The sequence below is a fragment of the Enterobacter sp. Lyrl_3 genome (genome assembly GCF_051948675.1).
Taxonomy (GTDB): Bacteria; Pseudomonadota; Gammaproteobacteria; order Enterobacterales; family Enterobacteriaceae; genus Enterobacter; species Enterobacter cloacae.
The window spans coordinates 109,005-122,448 of sequence record NZ_JAYJLI010000011.1 but is presented as its reverse complement, the minus strand read 5'-3'; the positions used below and the strand labels follow the sequence as shown (position 1 = coordinate 122,448).

The window sequence follows — 13,444 nt, the reverse complement described above, 5'->3', positions numbered from 1 at the left end:
ATCCTGAATTCCGCATAATCTTATGGGATTGTTGAATGAGCAAGATGCCGCTGTTTTTCATTATCGTGGTGGCGATTATCGTCATTGCCGCCTCGTTCCGTTTTGTGCAGCAGCGCCGCGAGAAGGCGGATAACGACGCCGCGCCGTTGATGCAAAAGCGCGTGGTGGTGAGCAATAAACGCGAAAAACCCCTTAATGACCGGCGCTCGCGCCAGCAACAGGTTACCCCTGCGGGAACAACCATGCGCTATGAAGCGAGCTTTAAGCCGGAAACGGGCGGCCTGGAGATGACCTTCCGCCTGGAGGCGCAGCAGTACCATCAGCTGACGGTAGGTGAGAAAGGGATGCTGAGTTACAAAGGGTCGCGGTTTGAAGGGTTCAGGGCTGAATAATACGGTTCCCTCTCCCTGTGGGAGAGGGTTAGGGTGAGGGCATCAGACCGCACCTTACTTCTTCACCTGCGCCTTAAACTTCTTCATCCACACCAGCAGTTCAAACACGCCGAAAATAAACACGCGCAGCTGCTGCCAGCCGGTCATCTGCGGGCCGTCTTTTGGCAGGCCGTTTTTCAGCATCACCATCTGCAGGGCGTGCATGAAGGTGGTAAAGATAAACGCCACGTTCACAAAGATATTCATCGGGCGCGGGAACGGATGCACCAGATTGAGCAGTAAAAACGCCCAGACGCACAGCATCAGCAAACGTCCCAGATTAATCAGTACTGGCATTGGATTCTCCTTGTGCCTGACGATGATACAGACGATAAGCGACCTGACCCGCCACTTTTTCGCGGTGTAAATCCCAGTGAACCGGCACTGGCGGTAGCCCATTTTCCACTTCGCTTTCAACGTAAATCAGCGCGTCATCCGCCAGCCAGCCGTTGCTTTCCAGCAGGGATAACGTCTCTTCCAGCAGCCCCTTACGGAACGGCGGATCGACAAACACCACGTTGTGCGGCGTGCCTGGCTGCGCGAGGAAACTGAGCGTATTGGTGTTCACCACTTTGGCGTTGGTGGCTTTCAGCGTCGCCAGATTTTGCTGCAGCGTCTGCGCGACGCCGCGCTCCATCTCCAGCAGCGTGGCGCTGGCGGCGTAGCGCGAGAGGGCTTCCAGCCCTAATGCTCCGCTGCCCGCAAAGCAGTCGAGGCAGTGGGCGTCTACCATTGACGGGGCCAGCCAGTTAAACAGCGTTTCACGCACGCGGTCGGTGGTTGGGCGTAAACCGGGGCTGTCCGGCACCGGGAGTTTCCGGCCTCGCCACTGGCCACCGATAATACGAATTTGACCGGCTGGGGCGCGGTTGGGTTTCTTCATCTCAGGAAAGCTCTGTTAACAATTGGCCTGCGATTGCGGGCGGTGATGTCAATTAAGTAAAGTGTTAGACTATTTCATCATTTTTTTAGCTTCCATGTATATAGCGCCGCGAGGAGTGTAGTCGCAGATGGCAAAACAAAAAAAACGTGGCTTCTTTTCCTGGCTGGGTTTCGGTGAAAAAGAGCAAGAAACAGAACAGAAAACCGAAGAACAACAAGCCGTTGAAGAGCAGTCTCAGCCTGAAACGCCTGTAGAAACCGCCGCGGTTGTCGAAGCGGAAGAGCATGCGCACAGCAAAGAAGAGACTGAAGCCTTTGCTGAAGAGGTGGTTGAGATCACCGAACAGGTTCAGGAGAGCGAAAAGCCAGAACCTGTTGTTGAAGCGGTTACTGAAGCGCCGCAGGCCGTTATCGAACATGAAGAGTTGCCGCTGCCGGAAGAGGTAAAAGCGGACGACGTTTCCCCTGAAGAGTGGCAGGCCGAAGCGGAAACCGTGGAAATTGTCGACGCGGTGGAAGAAGAAGCGGCACATGAGCCGGCGCTGACCGACGAAGAGCTGGAAGCCCAGGCGCTGGCCGCTCAGGCGGCTGAAGAAGCGGTTATCGTCGTGCCGGTGGAAGAGCAGGCCGAAGAGGAGATCGTTCAGGAGCAGGAAAAACCGACCAAAGAAGGTTTCTTTGCCCGCCTGAAACGCAGCCTGTTAAAAACTAAAGAAAATTTAGGTTCCGGATTTATCAGTCTGTTCCGCGGCAAAAAGATCGACGACGATCTGTTTGAAGAGCTGGAAGAGCAGTTGCTGATTGCGGACGTTGGGGTGGAAACCACCCGTAAGATCATCGCCAACCTGACCGAAGGGGCGAGCCGCAAACAGCTGCGCGACGCCGAAGCGCTGTACGGCCTGCTGAAAGACGAGATGGGTGAAATTCTCGCAAAAGTTGACGAACCGCTTAATATTGAAGGCAAAACGCCATTTGTTATTCTGATGGTTGGCGTTAACGGTGTCGGGAAAACCACCACCATCGGCAAACTGGCGCGTCAGTTCGAGCAGCAGGGTAAAACGGTGATGCTGGCGGCGGGTGATACCTTCCGCGCGGCGGCGGTTGAACAGCTGCAGGTGTGGGGCCAGCGCAACAACATTCCGGTGATTGCGCAGCACACCGGTGCAGATTCCGCGTCCGTGATCTTTGACGCCATCCAGGCGGCGAAGTCGCGAAATGTGGATGTCCTGATTGCCGATACCGCAGGGCGTTTGCAGAACAAATCGCACCTGATGGAAGAGTTGAAGAAAATCGTCCGCGTCATGAAGAAGCTGGACGAAGACGCACCGCATGAAATTATGCTGACCATCGATGCCAGCACCGGACAGAACGCTGTCAGCCAGGCGAAGCTGTTCCATGAAGCGGTAGGACTGACCGGGATCACGCTGACCAAACTGGACGGCACCGCGAAAGGCGGGGTGATCTTCTCCGTGGCCGATCAGTTCGGCATTCCTATTCGTTACATCGGTGTGGGCGAGCGTATTGAGGATTTGCGTCCGTTTAAGGCGGACGACTTTATTGAGGCATTATTTGCCCGAGAGGACTAACAATGATTCGCTTTGAACACGTCAGCAAGGCCTATCTCGGTGGGAGACAAGCGCTGCAGGGGGTGACCTTCCACCTGCAGCCAGGCGAGATGGCATTCCTGACCGGCCATTCCGGCGCGGGGAAAAGTACCCTGCTCAAGCTTATCTGTGGGATTGAACGGCCAAGCGCCGGGAAAATCTGGTTCAGCGGCCATGAAATTAGCCGTCTTAAGAATCGCGAAGTGCCGTTCCTGCGTCGCCAGATCGGGATGATTTTCCAGGATCACCACCTGCTGATGGATCGCACCGTTTTCGATAACGTGGCGATCCCGCTGATTATTGCCGGTGCCAGCTATGATGATATCCGCCGTCGCGTCTCTGCGGCGCTGGATAAGGTCGGGCTGCTGGACAAAGCGAAGAACTTCCCGATCCAGCTCTCCGGTGGTGAACAGCAGCGTGTGGGCATTGCCCGTGCGGTGGTGAACAAGCCTGCGGTATTGCTGGCGGATGAACCGACCGGTAACCTGGACGACGCCCTTTCTGAAGGGATTTTGCGTCTGTTTGAGGAATTCAACCGCGTTGGGGTGACGGTATTGATGGCGACGCACGACATCGGGCTCATTTCCCGCCGTTCGTACCGCATGCTGACCCTGAGCGACGGGCATTTGCACGGAGGCTACGGTGAACAAGCGTGATGCAATGAACCAGATTCGGCAGTTCGGGAACCGGTTTGACCGTTTCCGTAAGCCGCAGGGTGGCGGTGACGGTAACCGTAATGCGCCGAAGCGGGCGAAAGCCGCGCCGAAGCCAAACTCCCGCAAAACCAACGTGTTCAATGAACAGGTACGTTACGCCTTCCACGGCGCGTTGCAGGATCTGAAAAGTAAACCGCTGGCGACGTTCCTGACGGTGATGGTTATCGCCATTTCGCTGACGCTGCCAAGCGTCTGCTATATGGTCTATAAGAACGTGAATCAGGCGGCGTCGCAGTATTATCCGTCTCCGCAGATCACGGTCTATCTGGACAAAGCGCTCGACGATAACGCCGCGACGCAGGTGGTGGGGCAAATCCAGGCCGAGAAGGGCGTGGAGAAGGTGAACTACCTTTCCCGCGAAGAAGCGCTGGGTGAGTTCCGTAACTGGTCAGGCTTTGGCGGCGCGCTGGATATGCTCGAAGAGAACCCGCTGCCGGCCGTGGCGGTGGTGATCCCGAAGCTCGACTTCCAGGGAACGGATTCACTTAATACGCTGCGCGACCGCATCTCTACCATTAAAGGCATTGATGAAGTGCGTATGGACGACAGCTGGTTTGCGCGTCTTGCCGCACTGACCGGGCTGGTGGGGCGCGTGTCGGCGATGATTGGCGTGCTGATGGTGGCGGCGGTGTTCCTCGTCATCGGTAACAGCGTGCGCCTGAGCATTTTCGCCCGCCGCGATACCATCAACGTGCAAAAGCTGATTGGTGCGACGGATGGCTTCATCCTGCGTCCGTTCCTTTACGGCGGCGCATTGCTCGGTTTTTCCGGCGCATTTCTTTCACTGATATTGTCAGAAATTTTGGTGATGCGGCTCTCCTCCGCCGTGACCGAGGTGGCGCAGGTCTTCGGAACTAAGTTTGATATCAGTGGCTTAGGGTTCGATGAGTGCCTTCTTCTGCTGCTGGTCTGCTCCATGATTGGCTGGGTGGCAGCATGGCTGGCGACGGTTCAACATTTACGCCACTTTACTCCCGACTAAGAAAAGCGTGATATAATCTTTCCCTGCACCGAGATGTTCGCTCTGCAGGGAAAGCGTCCCTGTTGTCTCTTCCCCTGTTATCATCTCCATGTCACATTTTGTGCGTAATTTATTCACCGTTGCACCTGGAACTTGTGGATAAAATCACTGTCTGATAAAAGAGTGAATGCTAATCTCGTTGCTCAAACGCTTTGGCATGGTTGTTGCCTGATGGGGACAACCTGGACCAGAAGAAACATTGAGAGGAATGAATGACCAAAGAAATGCAAACTTTAGCTTTAGCCCCTGTTGGTAACCTGGAATCGTATATCCGGGCTGCGAACACCTGGCCGATGTTAACGGCCGAGGAAGAAAAGGAGCTTGCTGAAAAGCTGCATTACCAGGGCGATCTGGAAGCAGCGAAAAAGCTGATCCTGTCTCACCTGCGCTTTGTTGTTCACATTGCTCGTAATTATGCGGGCTATGGCCTGCCGCAGGCGGATTTGATTCAGGAAGGTAACATCGGCCTGATGAAGGCTGTACGTCGCTTTAACCCGGAAGTGGGTGTACGACTGGTCTCCTTCGCTGTGCACTGGATCAAAGCAGAGATTCACGAATACGTGCTGCGCAACTGGCGTATCGTGAAAGTCGCCACGACAAAAGCGCAACGCAAACTCTTCTTCAACCTGCGTAAAACCAAGCAGCGTCTGGGCTGGTTCAATCAGGATGAAGTAGAAATGGTGGCGCGCGAGCTGGGTGTTTCCAGCAAAGATGTGCGTGAGATGGAATCCCGTATGGCCGCGCAGGACATGACTTTTGACATGTCTTCCGATGACGATGCGTCCGACAGCCAGCCAATGGCGCCGGTACTGTATCTGCAGGATAAGACCTCTAACTTTGCTGACGGCATTGAAGAGGACAACTGGGAAGATCAGGCCGCGAACAAGCTGAGCTATGCGATGGAAGGTCTTGACGAGCGTAGCCAGGATATTATCCGTGCCCGCTGGCTGGACGAAGACAACAAGTCCACGCTGCAGGAACTGGCCGACCGCTATGGCGTGTCCGCTGAACGTGTGCGTCAGCTTGAAAAGAACGCCATGAAAAAACTTCGCGCCGCGATTGAAGCGTAATTCCCGCGAAGTATGACGAGAGCCCCTGGATGCGAATCCGGGGGTTTTGTTTTTTTAGCGCCCACTCTGGCGAATTTCTCCCCCCTGGCAAACACTTACTGATGCGCTAAGCAGGCGACTTTCTCAGGGGGACAGGGTGAAAAATAACGAACTGAACGACCGGCGTTTACAGGCGACGCCGCGCGGCATCGGCGTGATGTGTAACTTCTATGCCGATAAAGCTGAAAACGCCACGGTGTGGGACGTCGAGGGCAACGAGTATATCGACTTTGCCGCCGGAATAGCGGTGCTGAACACCGGGCATCGCCATCCAAAAATCATTTCCGCCATTGAAAAACAACTTCATGCCTTCACCCACACGGCGTACCAGATTGTGCCGTACGAAGGCTATGTGTCGCTTGCCGAGCGAATCAACGCGCGTGTGCCGATTGACGGCCCGGCCAAAACCGCCTTCTTCTCAACGGGGGCAGAAGCCGTCGAAAACGCGGTAAAAATTGCCCGCGCATACACCAGACGCCCTGGCCTGATCGCCTTTGGCGGTGCTTTTCATGGACGCACCTCGATGACCATGGCGCTGACGGGGAAAGTTGCCCCTTACAAGCTGGGTTTCGGGCCGTTTCCTGGCTCGGTATATCACGCCCAATACCCCAATGAACTGCACGGTGTCAGTACGGCGGAGGCATTAAAAAGCCTGGAGCGTATCTTCAAAGCGGACATTGCCCCGGACCAGGTCGCGGCCATTATTCTTGAACCGGTTCAGGGTGAGGGCGGTTTCAATATCGCACCGGCGGATTTTATGCAGGCCTTGCGCGCCCTGTGCGATACCCACGGTATTTTGCTGATCGCCGATGAGGTGCAAAGCGGTTTTGCGCGTACCGGAAAACTGTTCTCGATGGAACACCACTGCGTGAAGCCGGATCTGATCACCATGGCGAAAAGCCTGGCGGGTGGCATGCCGCTCTCGGCAGTGTCGGGCCGCGCCGAGGTGATGGACGCGCCTGCGCCTGGCGGACTGGGCGGTACCTACGCCGGTAACCCACTGGCGATCGCCGCCGCACATGCCGTGCTGGACGTGATTGATGAAGACGATCTTTGTACGCGCTCGGCGCACCTGGGTCATCATCTGGTGGAAGTACTGAACAAAGCGAAGGAACATTGTCCGTATATCGCGGATATCCGCGCGCAAGGCTCAATGGTGGCGGTGGAGTTTAACGATCCGCAATCCGGGCTGCCGTCACCGGAATTCACCCGTCAGGTTCAGGAGCGAGCCCTGCAGGAAGGCCTTCTGCTTCTGAGTTGCGGCGTGTACGGTAACGTCATCCGTTTCCTCTATCCGCTCACAATCCCTGAAGTGCAGTTCCGTAAAGCGCTGGACATTATTTCTGCGTCGCTGACTCGTTAAAGCCAGAAGCCCGGTGAAATTCCTGCCGGGCTTATCATATATTCATTTCAAATTTGCTATTCCAAAATCATAAAAATGGGGTATGTTTTAGCAGAGTATGCTGAAAAAGCGCGACTGGCATACCTATAACTGAAATAAAGCGCTACACAACAACATCACAACAATCGTAATAACCATAATAATGGGGAATCTCAGGATGAACATGAAGGGTAAAGCGTTACTGGCAGGATGTATCGCGTTGGCATTCAGCACCATGGCGCAGGCCGATATTAAAGTGGCCGTGGTGGGCGCGATGTCCGGTCCGGTAGCACAGTATGGCGACCAGGAATTTACGGGCGCAGAGCAGGCGGTTGCCGACATTAATGCGAAGGGCGGTATCAAAGGCGAAAAACTGCAGATCGTAAAATATGATGATGCCTGTGACCCGAAACAAGCGGTTGCCGTGGCGAACAAAGTGGTGAACGACGGCATCAAATACGTTATCGGTCACCTGTGCTCCTCTTCCACCCAGCCTGCGTCTGATATCTACGAAGACGAAGGCATCCTGATGATCACCCCGGCGGCAACGGCACCGGAGCTGACGTCGCGCGGCTATAAGCTGATCCTGCGCACCACCGGTCTGGACTCCGATCAGGGCCCAACGGCCGCCAAATACATTGTCGAAAAAGTGAAGCCGAAGCGTATCGCGATCGTTCATGACAAACAGCAGTACGGTGAAGGTCTGGCGCGCTCCGTGCAGGACAACCTGAAGAAAGCGAATGCTGACGTCGTCTTCTTTGATGGTATCACCGCCGGTGAGAAAGACTTCTCTACCCTGGTGGCGCGTCTGAAGAAAGAAAATATCGACTTTGTTTACTACGGTGGCTACCACCCGGAAATGGGGCAGATCCTGCGTCAGGCTCGTGCAGCGGGTCTGAAAACCCAGTTCATGGGGCCGGAAGGGGTGGCGAACGTTTCCCTGTCTAACATTGCCGGTGAGTCTGCGGAAGGCCTGCTGGTGACCAAGCCGAAGAACTACGACCAGGTCCCTGCGAACAAACCGATTGTAGATGCCATTAAGGCGAAGAAACAGGATCCAAGCGGCGCGTTCGTCTGGACCACCTACGCAGCACTGCAGTCTCTGCAGGCGGGTCTGAACCAGTCAGCCGATCCGGCTGAGATTGCCACCTGGCTGAAAGCGAACTCTGTTGATACCGTGATGGGGCCGCTCTCTTGGGATGAGAAGGGCGATCTGAAGGGCTTCGAGTTCGGCGTGTTTGACTGGCATGCCAACGGTACTGCTACTGACGCCAAATAAAAGCAAAAAGGCAACGTAAGTTGCCTTTTTTAATGTTTGCCCCCTCTCCCCGTGGGAGAGGGCTGGGGTGAGGGCATCAGGCCGCACAAATCTAGCGCTTCTCCCACCCATTTTTCTGCGCCGTAAACCCTAACGCCTGCATAAACGCCGCCATCACGCTACGGTCCTCCACGCCTACGTCGGCCATCCACCAGGAGGTACTGCTCGGGTTTTCACGGATCACTTCTTCAATCAGGTACTGTCCTACGCCGCGACGACGGGTGACGTCACGCACGCGCAGAGAGTCCAGCGCCCCTTCCGTGCCGCTCAGCGTCACGCGCACAGCAGCCAACAGACGCTCGTTGAAGCGCGCGGCATAAATACGGTGGGTTTCGTCAACGCTCAGCGACGAAGGGGAATATTCCGGCCAGATCTTGCCCAGGTCGATATGATCCTGGTCGCTAAAGGTCACCAGACGAACGATAGTCAGTTTCATTAGCTGCTTGTCCAAATCAAATTGAGTAGAGGCAGTGTACTCAATTTATTCGCTCAGCGGCTTCCTCTTTTTATTCCCCGTTACCAGGTGATTAGTTTTTTGCCAGGGCGAAGTGCAGTTTGAAAACACATGGATCGAAAAATAAGCAGAATTTTAACCTGAATGGCAGTGATTTATTCGGCGCTTTGTACCGTTATTTTATGCTGCAAACTGCACTTTTATTTGTTTATCTCTGCCTGATTTCAGAATATTATCTTTGCTTAATCGCCTGAAAAATAGAGATTTTAGTCTGGTTTTTGATAAAAACCTGCGCTAAACCATTAAAGGCACTGGTAAAAATAGCGTTGTGCATTAAAAGTACAGAATGCTTTTTAACCATAATAAAACAAAATATATACACGACATCACGAATGGGGATTCAGAGATGAAAAGGAACGCGAAGACGTTAATCGCGGGCATGGTTGCATTGTCTCTCTCGCATGCAGCCATGGCGGAAGAGATTAAAGTTGCGGTGGTCGGTGCCATGTCCGGGCCTGTTGCCCAGTGGGGTGACATGGAGTTCAACGGCGCACGTCAGGCAATTAAAGACATCAACGACAAAGGTGGCATCAAAGGCGACAAGCTGGTGGGCGTGGAGTACGACGACGCCTGCGATCCAAAACAGGCCGTCGCGGTGGCGAACAAAATCGTGAACGATGGCATCCAGTATGTGATCGGCCATCTGTGCTCATCGTCCACTCAGCCTGCGTCTGATATCTACGAAGACGAAGGTATTCTGATGATTACCCCTGGTGCCACCAACCCGGAGCTGACCCAGCGCGGCTACCAGCACATTATGCGTACCGCCGGTCTGGACTCCTCCCAGGGGCCGACCGCGGCGAAATACATTCTCGAGACGGTTAAACCGCAGCGCATTGCCATTATTCATGACAAACAGCAGTACGGCGAAGGCCTGGCGCGTTCCGTTCAGGACGGGCTGAAAAAAGGCGGCGCAAATATTGTCTTCTTCGACGGGATTACCGCGGGTGAGAAAGATTTCTCTGCGCTGATCGCCCGTCTGCAAAAAGAGAATATCGACTTCGTTTACTACGGTGGTTATTACCCGGAAATGGGCCAGATGCTGCGCCAGGCGCGCTCTGTCGGTCTGAAAACCCAGTTCATGGGTCCAGAAGGCGTGGGTAACGCCTCCCTGTCTAACATCGCCGGGGATGCCGCTGAAGGCATGCTGGTGACAATGCCAAAACGCTATGACCAGGATCCGGCGAACAAGGCTATCGTGGATGCGCTCAAGGCGCAGAAGAAAGATCCAAGTGGTCCATACGTCTGGATCACCTACGCCGCCGTGCAGTCACTGGCCACCGCGCTGGACCGTACTGGCAGCAAAGAACCGCTGGATCTGGTGAAAGATTTAAAAGCACACGGGGCGAACACCGTGATTGGGCCGCTGAACTGGGATGAGAAAGGCGATCTGAAGGGATTTGAATTTGGTGTCTTTAAGTGGCACGCCGACGGTTCGTCTTCGGCCGCCAAATAATTATCCCGCCGCCCGGACCGCCGGGCGGGTATAAAAAGGTTTGCATATGTCCGAGCAGTTTCTCTATTTCCTGCAGCAGATGTTTAACGGCGTCACGCTGGGAAGCACCTACGCGCTGATTGCCATCGGCTATACGATGGTGTACGGCATTATCGGCATGATCAACTTCGCCCACGGCGAGGTGTACATGATCGGTAGCTACGTCTCCTTTATGATTATCGCCGCCCTGATGATGATGGGTATCGACAGCAGCTGGCTGCTGGTCGCCGCCGGGTTTGTCGGCGCGATTGTGATTGCCAGCGCCTACGGCTGGAGCATCGAGCGGGTGGCCTACCGGCCGGTACGCAGCTCCAAGCGCCTGATTGCCCTGATCTCCGCGATTGGGATGTCTATCTTCCTGCAAAACTACGTCAGCCTGACCGAAGGCTCGCGCGATGTGGCGCTGCCAAGCCTGTTCAACGGCCAGTGGATTGTCGGCGCCAGCGAAAACTTCTCTGCCTCTATCACCACCATGCAACTGGTGATCTGGGTGGTGACCTTTATTGCGATGCTCGCTCTGACGCTCTTCATCCGCTACTCCCGCATGGGACGCGCCTGCCGCGCCTGCGCGGAAGATTTGAAGATGGCGAGCCTGCTCGGCATCAACACTGACCGCGTGATTGCGCTCACTTTTGTGATCGGCGCGGCGATGGCGGCCGTCGCAGGCGTCCTGCTCGGCCAGTTCTACGGCGTAATTAACCCGTACATCGGTTTTATGGCCGGGATGAAAGCCTTTACCGCGGCGGTACTGGGCGGTATCGGCAGTATTCCAGGCGCGATGATTGGCGGCCTGATTCTGGGCGTGGCAGAAGCGCTCTCCTCAGCGTATCTGAGTACCGAGTATAAAGACGTGGTGTCGTTTGCCCTGCTGATTCTGGTTCTGCTGGTGATGCCTACCGGTATTCTGGGTCGTCCGGAGGTAGAGAAAGTATGAAACCGATGCATTTTGCAATGGCGCTGCTCTCTGCCGCCATGTTCTTCGTGCTGGCGGGCGTCTTTATGGGCGTTCAGTTAGAGCTGAACGGCACAAAGCTTGTGGTGGACACCGCCGCAGACATTCGCTGGCAGTGGGTCTTTATCGGCACCGCCGTGGTGTTCCTGTTCCAGCTGCTGCGTCCGCTGTTCCAGAAAACGCTGAAAGGCGTCTCAGGACCGAAGTTTGTCCTGCCGGCTATCGACGGCTCCACCGTTAAGCAGAAGCTGTTCCTCGTGGCGCTGCTGGTGGCTGCGGTGGCGTGGCCGTTCGTGGTCTCGCGCGGCACGGTAGATATCGCCACCCTGACCATGATCTACGTTATTCTGGGTCTGGGCCTGAACGTGGTGGTGGGGCTCTCTGGCCTGCTGGTACTGGGCTACGGCGGTTTCTACGCCATTGGCGCGTATACCTTTGCGCTACTGAACCACTATTACGGTCTCGGCTTCTGGACGTGCTTGCCGCTGGCGGGGCTGGTCTCTGCCGCGGCAGGTTTCCTGCTTGGCTTCCCGGTGCTGCGCCTGCGCGGTGACTACCTGGCGATTGTGACCTTAGGCTTCGGCGAAATCGTCCGTATCCTGCTGCTCAACAATACCGAGGTGACCGGCGGCCCGAACGGCATCAGCCAGATCCCGAAACCAACCTTCTTTGGTCTGGAGTTCAGCCGTACCGCCCGTGAAGGCGGCTGGGATACCTTCAGCAACTTCTTTGGCGTGAAGTATGATCCGTCCGACCGCGTCATCTGGCTCTACATGGTGGCGCTGCTGCTGGTGGTCATCACGCTGTTCGTGATTAACCGCCTGCTGCGTATGCCGCTGGGCCGTGCGTGGGAAGCGCTGCGTGAAGATGAAATCGCCTGCCGCTCCCTGGGCCTCAACCCGACTCGCATTAAGCTGACTGCGTTCACCATCAGCGCCGCGTTTGCCGGTTTTGCCGGCACGCTGTTTGCCGCGCGTCAGGGCTTTGTCAGCCCGGAATCGTTCACCTTTGCCGAATCCGCCTTTGTGCTGGCGATTGTGGTACTCGGCGGGATGGGTTCGCAGTTTGCTGTTATCCTCGCCGCCATTCTGCTGGTGGTCTCACGCGAGCTGATGCGTGACTTTAACGAATACAGCATGCTGATGCTGGGTGGTTTGATGGTGCTGATGATGATCTGGCGTCCGCAGGGTCTGCTGCCGATGACCCGTCCACAGCTGAAGCTGAAGAACGGGCAAGCAAAAGGAGAGCAGGCATGAGTCAGCCATTATTATCCGTTAACGGTCTTATGATGCGTTTTGGCGGCCTGCTGGCGGTCAACAATGTGAATCTGGATCTGCACAAGAAAGAGATCGTCTCCCTGATTGGCCCGAACGGTGCGGGAAAAACCACGGTCTTTAACTGCCTGACCGGTTTCTACAAGCCGACGGGCGGCACCATCATGCTGCGCGACCAGCACCTGGAAGGACTGCCGGGCCAGCAGATTGCCCGCATGGGCGTAGTGCGTACTTTCCAGCACGTGCGTCTGTTCCGCGAGATGACGGTGATTGAGAACCTGCTGGTGGCACAGCATCAGCAGTTGAAAACCGGTCTGTTCTCCGGCCTGCTGAAGACGCCAGCCTTCCGCCGTGCGCAGAGCGAAGCGCTGGATCGTGCGGCAACATGGCTTGACCGTATCGGTCTGCTGCCGCATGCCAACCGCCAGGCAAGTAACCTTGCGTACGGTGACCAGCGTCGCCTTGAGATTGTGCGCTGCATGGTAACGCAGCCGGAAATCCTGATGCTCGATGAACCCGCTGCGGGCCTCAACCCGAAAGAGACCAAAGAGCTGGACGAGCTGATTGCTGAGCTTCGCGATCATCACGACACGACTATCCTGCTGATTGAGCACGATATGAAGCTGGTAATGGGTATCTCTGACCGTATCTACGTGGTGAACCAGGGGACGCCGCTGGCAAACGGCACGCCGGATGAGATCCGCAACAACCCGGACGTGATCCGCGCATACCTGGGTGAGGCATAAG

The 13,444-nt window shown here is 55.6% G+C and carries 14 protein-coding genes; 11 read left to right on the top strand and 3 right to left on the bottom strand.

The features are described 5' to 3' along the window. The first annotated feature begins 35 nt into the window (after positions 1-35). Positions 36-392 (top strand): DUF2500 domain-containing protein, encoded by a 357-nt coding sequence (locus tag VF709_RS18330; RefSeq protein ID WP_029883607.1) that lies wholly within the window; start codon positions 36-38, stop codon positions 390-392. Between the two features lie 54 nt (positions 393-446). Here VF709_RS18330 and VF709_RS18325 read toward each other — a convergent pair whose 3' ends face one another. Both VF709_RS18325 and rsmD read right to left on the bottom strand, forming a co-directional pair. Then, entirely contained in the window at positions 447-728 is a 282-nt protein-coding gene (locus VF709_RS18325) for a DUF1145 family protein (RefSeq protein ID WP_013099143.1), read from the bottom strand. Continuing rightward, a complete protein-coding gene (gene rsmD / locus VF709_RS18320) occupies positions 712-1,314 on the bottom strand; it encodes a 16S rRNA (guanine(966)-N(2))-methyltransferase (RefSeq protein ID WP_029883606.1) in 603 nt (200 codons plus the stop codon). Before rsmD ends, VF709_RS18325 begins: the two co-directional genes overlap by 17 nt. A 127-nt stretch (positions 1,315-1,441) precedes the next feature. On the opposite strand from rsmD, the gene ftsY reads away from it, so the two are divergent. The 6 genes from ftsY (at position 1,442) to livJ (ending at position 8,423) form a co-directional block, all read left to right on the top strand. Next, positions 1,442-2,899 carry a signal recognition particle-docking protein FtsY gene (ftsY, locus tag VF709_RS18315; protein WP_100168769.1) on the top strand — a complete coding sequence of 486 codons (1,458 nt, stop codon included), beginning with the start codon at positions 1,442-1,444 and terminating at the stop codon, positions 2,897-2,899. Between the two features lie 2 nt (positions 2,900-2,901). Then, entirely contained in the window at positions 2,902-3,573 is a 672-nt protein-coding gene (gene ftsE, locus VF709_RS18310; protein WP_057071758.1) for a cell division ATP-binding protein FtsE, read from the top strand. Next, entirely contained in the window at positions 3,560-4,615 is a 1,056-nt protein-coding gene (gene ftsX / locus VF709_RS18305) for a permease-like cell division protein FtsX (RefSeq protein ID WP_149896850.1), read from the top strand. Before ftsE ends, ftsX begins: the two co-directional genes overlap by 14 nt. Positions 4,616-4,866: 251 nt before the next feature. Then, positions 4,867-5,724 (top strand): RNA polymerase sigma factor RpoH, encoded by an 858-nt coding sequence (gene rpoH / locus VF709_RS18300; protein ID WP_008500093.1) that lies wholly within the window; start codon positions 4,867-4,869, stop codon positions 5,722-5,724. Between the two features lie 136 nt (positions 5,725-5,860). Further along, positions 5,861-7,126, top strand: a complete 1,266-nt coding sequence (locus VF709_RS18295) for a 4-aminobutyrate--2-oxoglutarate transaminase (protein WP_038420762.1) — start codon at positions 5,861-5,863, stop codon at positions 7,124-7,126. 196 nt (positions 7,127-7,322) lie between these two features. Next, a complete protein-coding gene (livJ, locus tag VF709_RS18290) occupies positions 7,323-8,423 on the top strand; it encodes a branched chain amino acid ABC transporter substrate-binding protein LivJ (protein ID WP_014833593.1) in 1,101 nt (366 codons plus the stop codon). Between the two features lie 91 nt (positions 8,424-8,514). On the opposite strand, the gene panM is transcribed toward livJ, so the two are convergent. Further along, positions 8,515-8,898, bottom strand: coding sequence for an aspartate 1-decarboxylase autocleavage activator PanM (gene panM, locus VF709_RS18285; protein WP_440232134.1), 384 nt, complete (start codon positions 8,896-8,898; stop codon positions 8,515-8,517). Positions 8,899-9,322: 424 nt separating this feature from the next. On the opposite strand from panM, the gene livK reads away from it, so the two are divergent. Genes livK through livG form a run of 4 tightly spaced genes read left to right on the top strand, consistent with a single transcriptional unit; the run spans position 9,323 to position 13,443 of the window. Next, complete coding sequence (livK, locus tag VF709_RS18280) at positions 9,323-10,432, top strand: high-affinity branched-chain amino acid ABC transporter substrate-binding protein LivK (protein ID WP_038420760.1); 1,110 nt, start codon at positions 9,323-9,325, stop codon at positions 10,430-10,432. A 46-nt stretch (positions 10,433-10,478) separates the two neighbouring features. Continuing rightward, the gene (gene livH, locus VF709_RS18275) at positions 10,479-11,405 is read left to right on the top strand and encodes a high-affinity branched-chain amino acid ABC transporter permease LivH (RefSeq protein WP_013099131.1); all 927 of its coding nucleotides are present in this window, start codon (positions 10,479-10,481) and stop codon (positions 11,403-11,405) included. Continuing rightward, positions 11,402-12,679, top strand: coding sequence for a branched chain amino acid ABC transporter permease LivM (gene livM, locus VF709_RS18270; RefSeq protein WP_014833590.1), 1,278 nt, complete (start codon positions 11,402-11,404; stop codon positions 12,677-12,679). The genes livH and livM overlap by 4 nt, the downstream gene beginning before the upstream one ends. Continuing rightward, positions 12,676-13,443, top strand: coding sequence for a high-affinity branched-chain amino acid ABC transporter ATP-binding protein LivG (gene livG / locus VF709_RS18265; RefSeq protein WP_013099129.1), 768 nt, complete (start codon positions 12,676-12,678; stop codon positions 13,441-13,443). Before livM ends, livG begins: the two co-directional genes overlap by 4 nt. The last annotated feature ends 1 nt before the right edge of the window (position 13,444 follow it).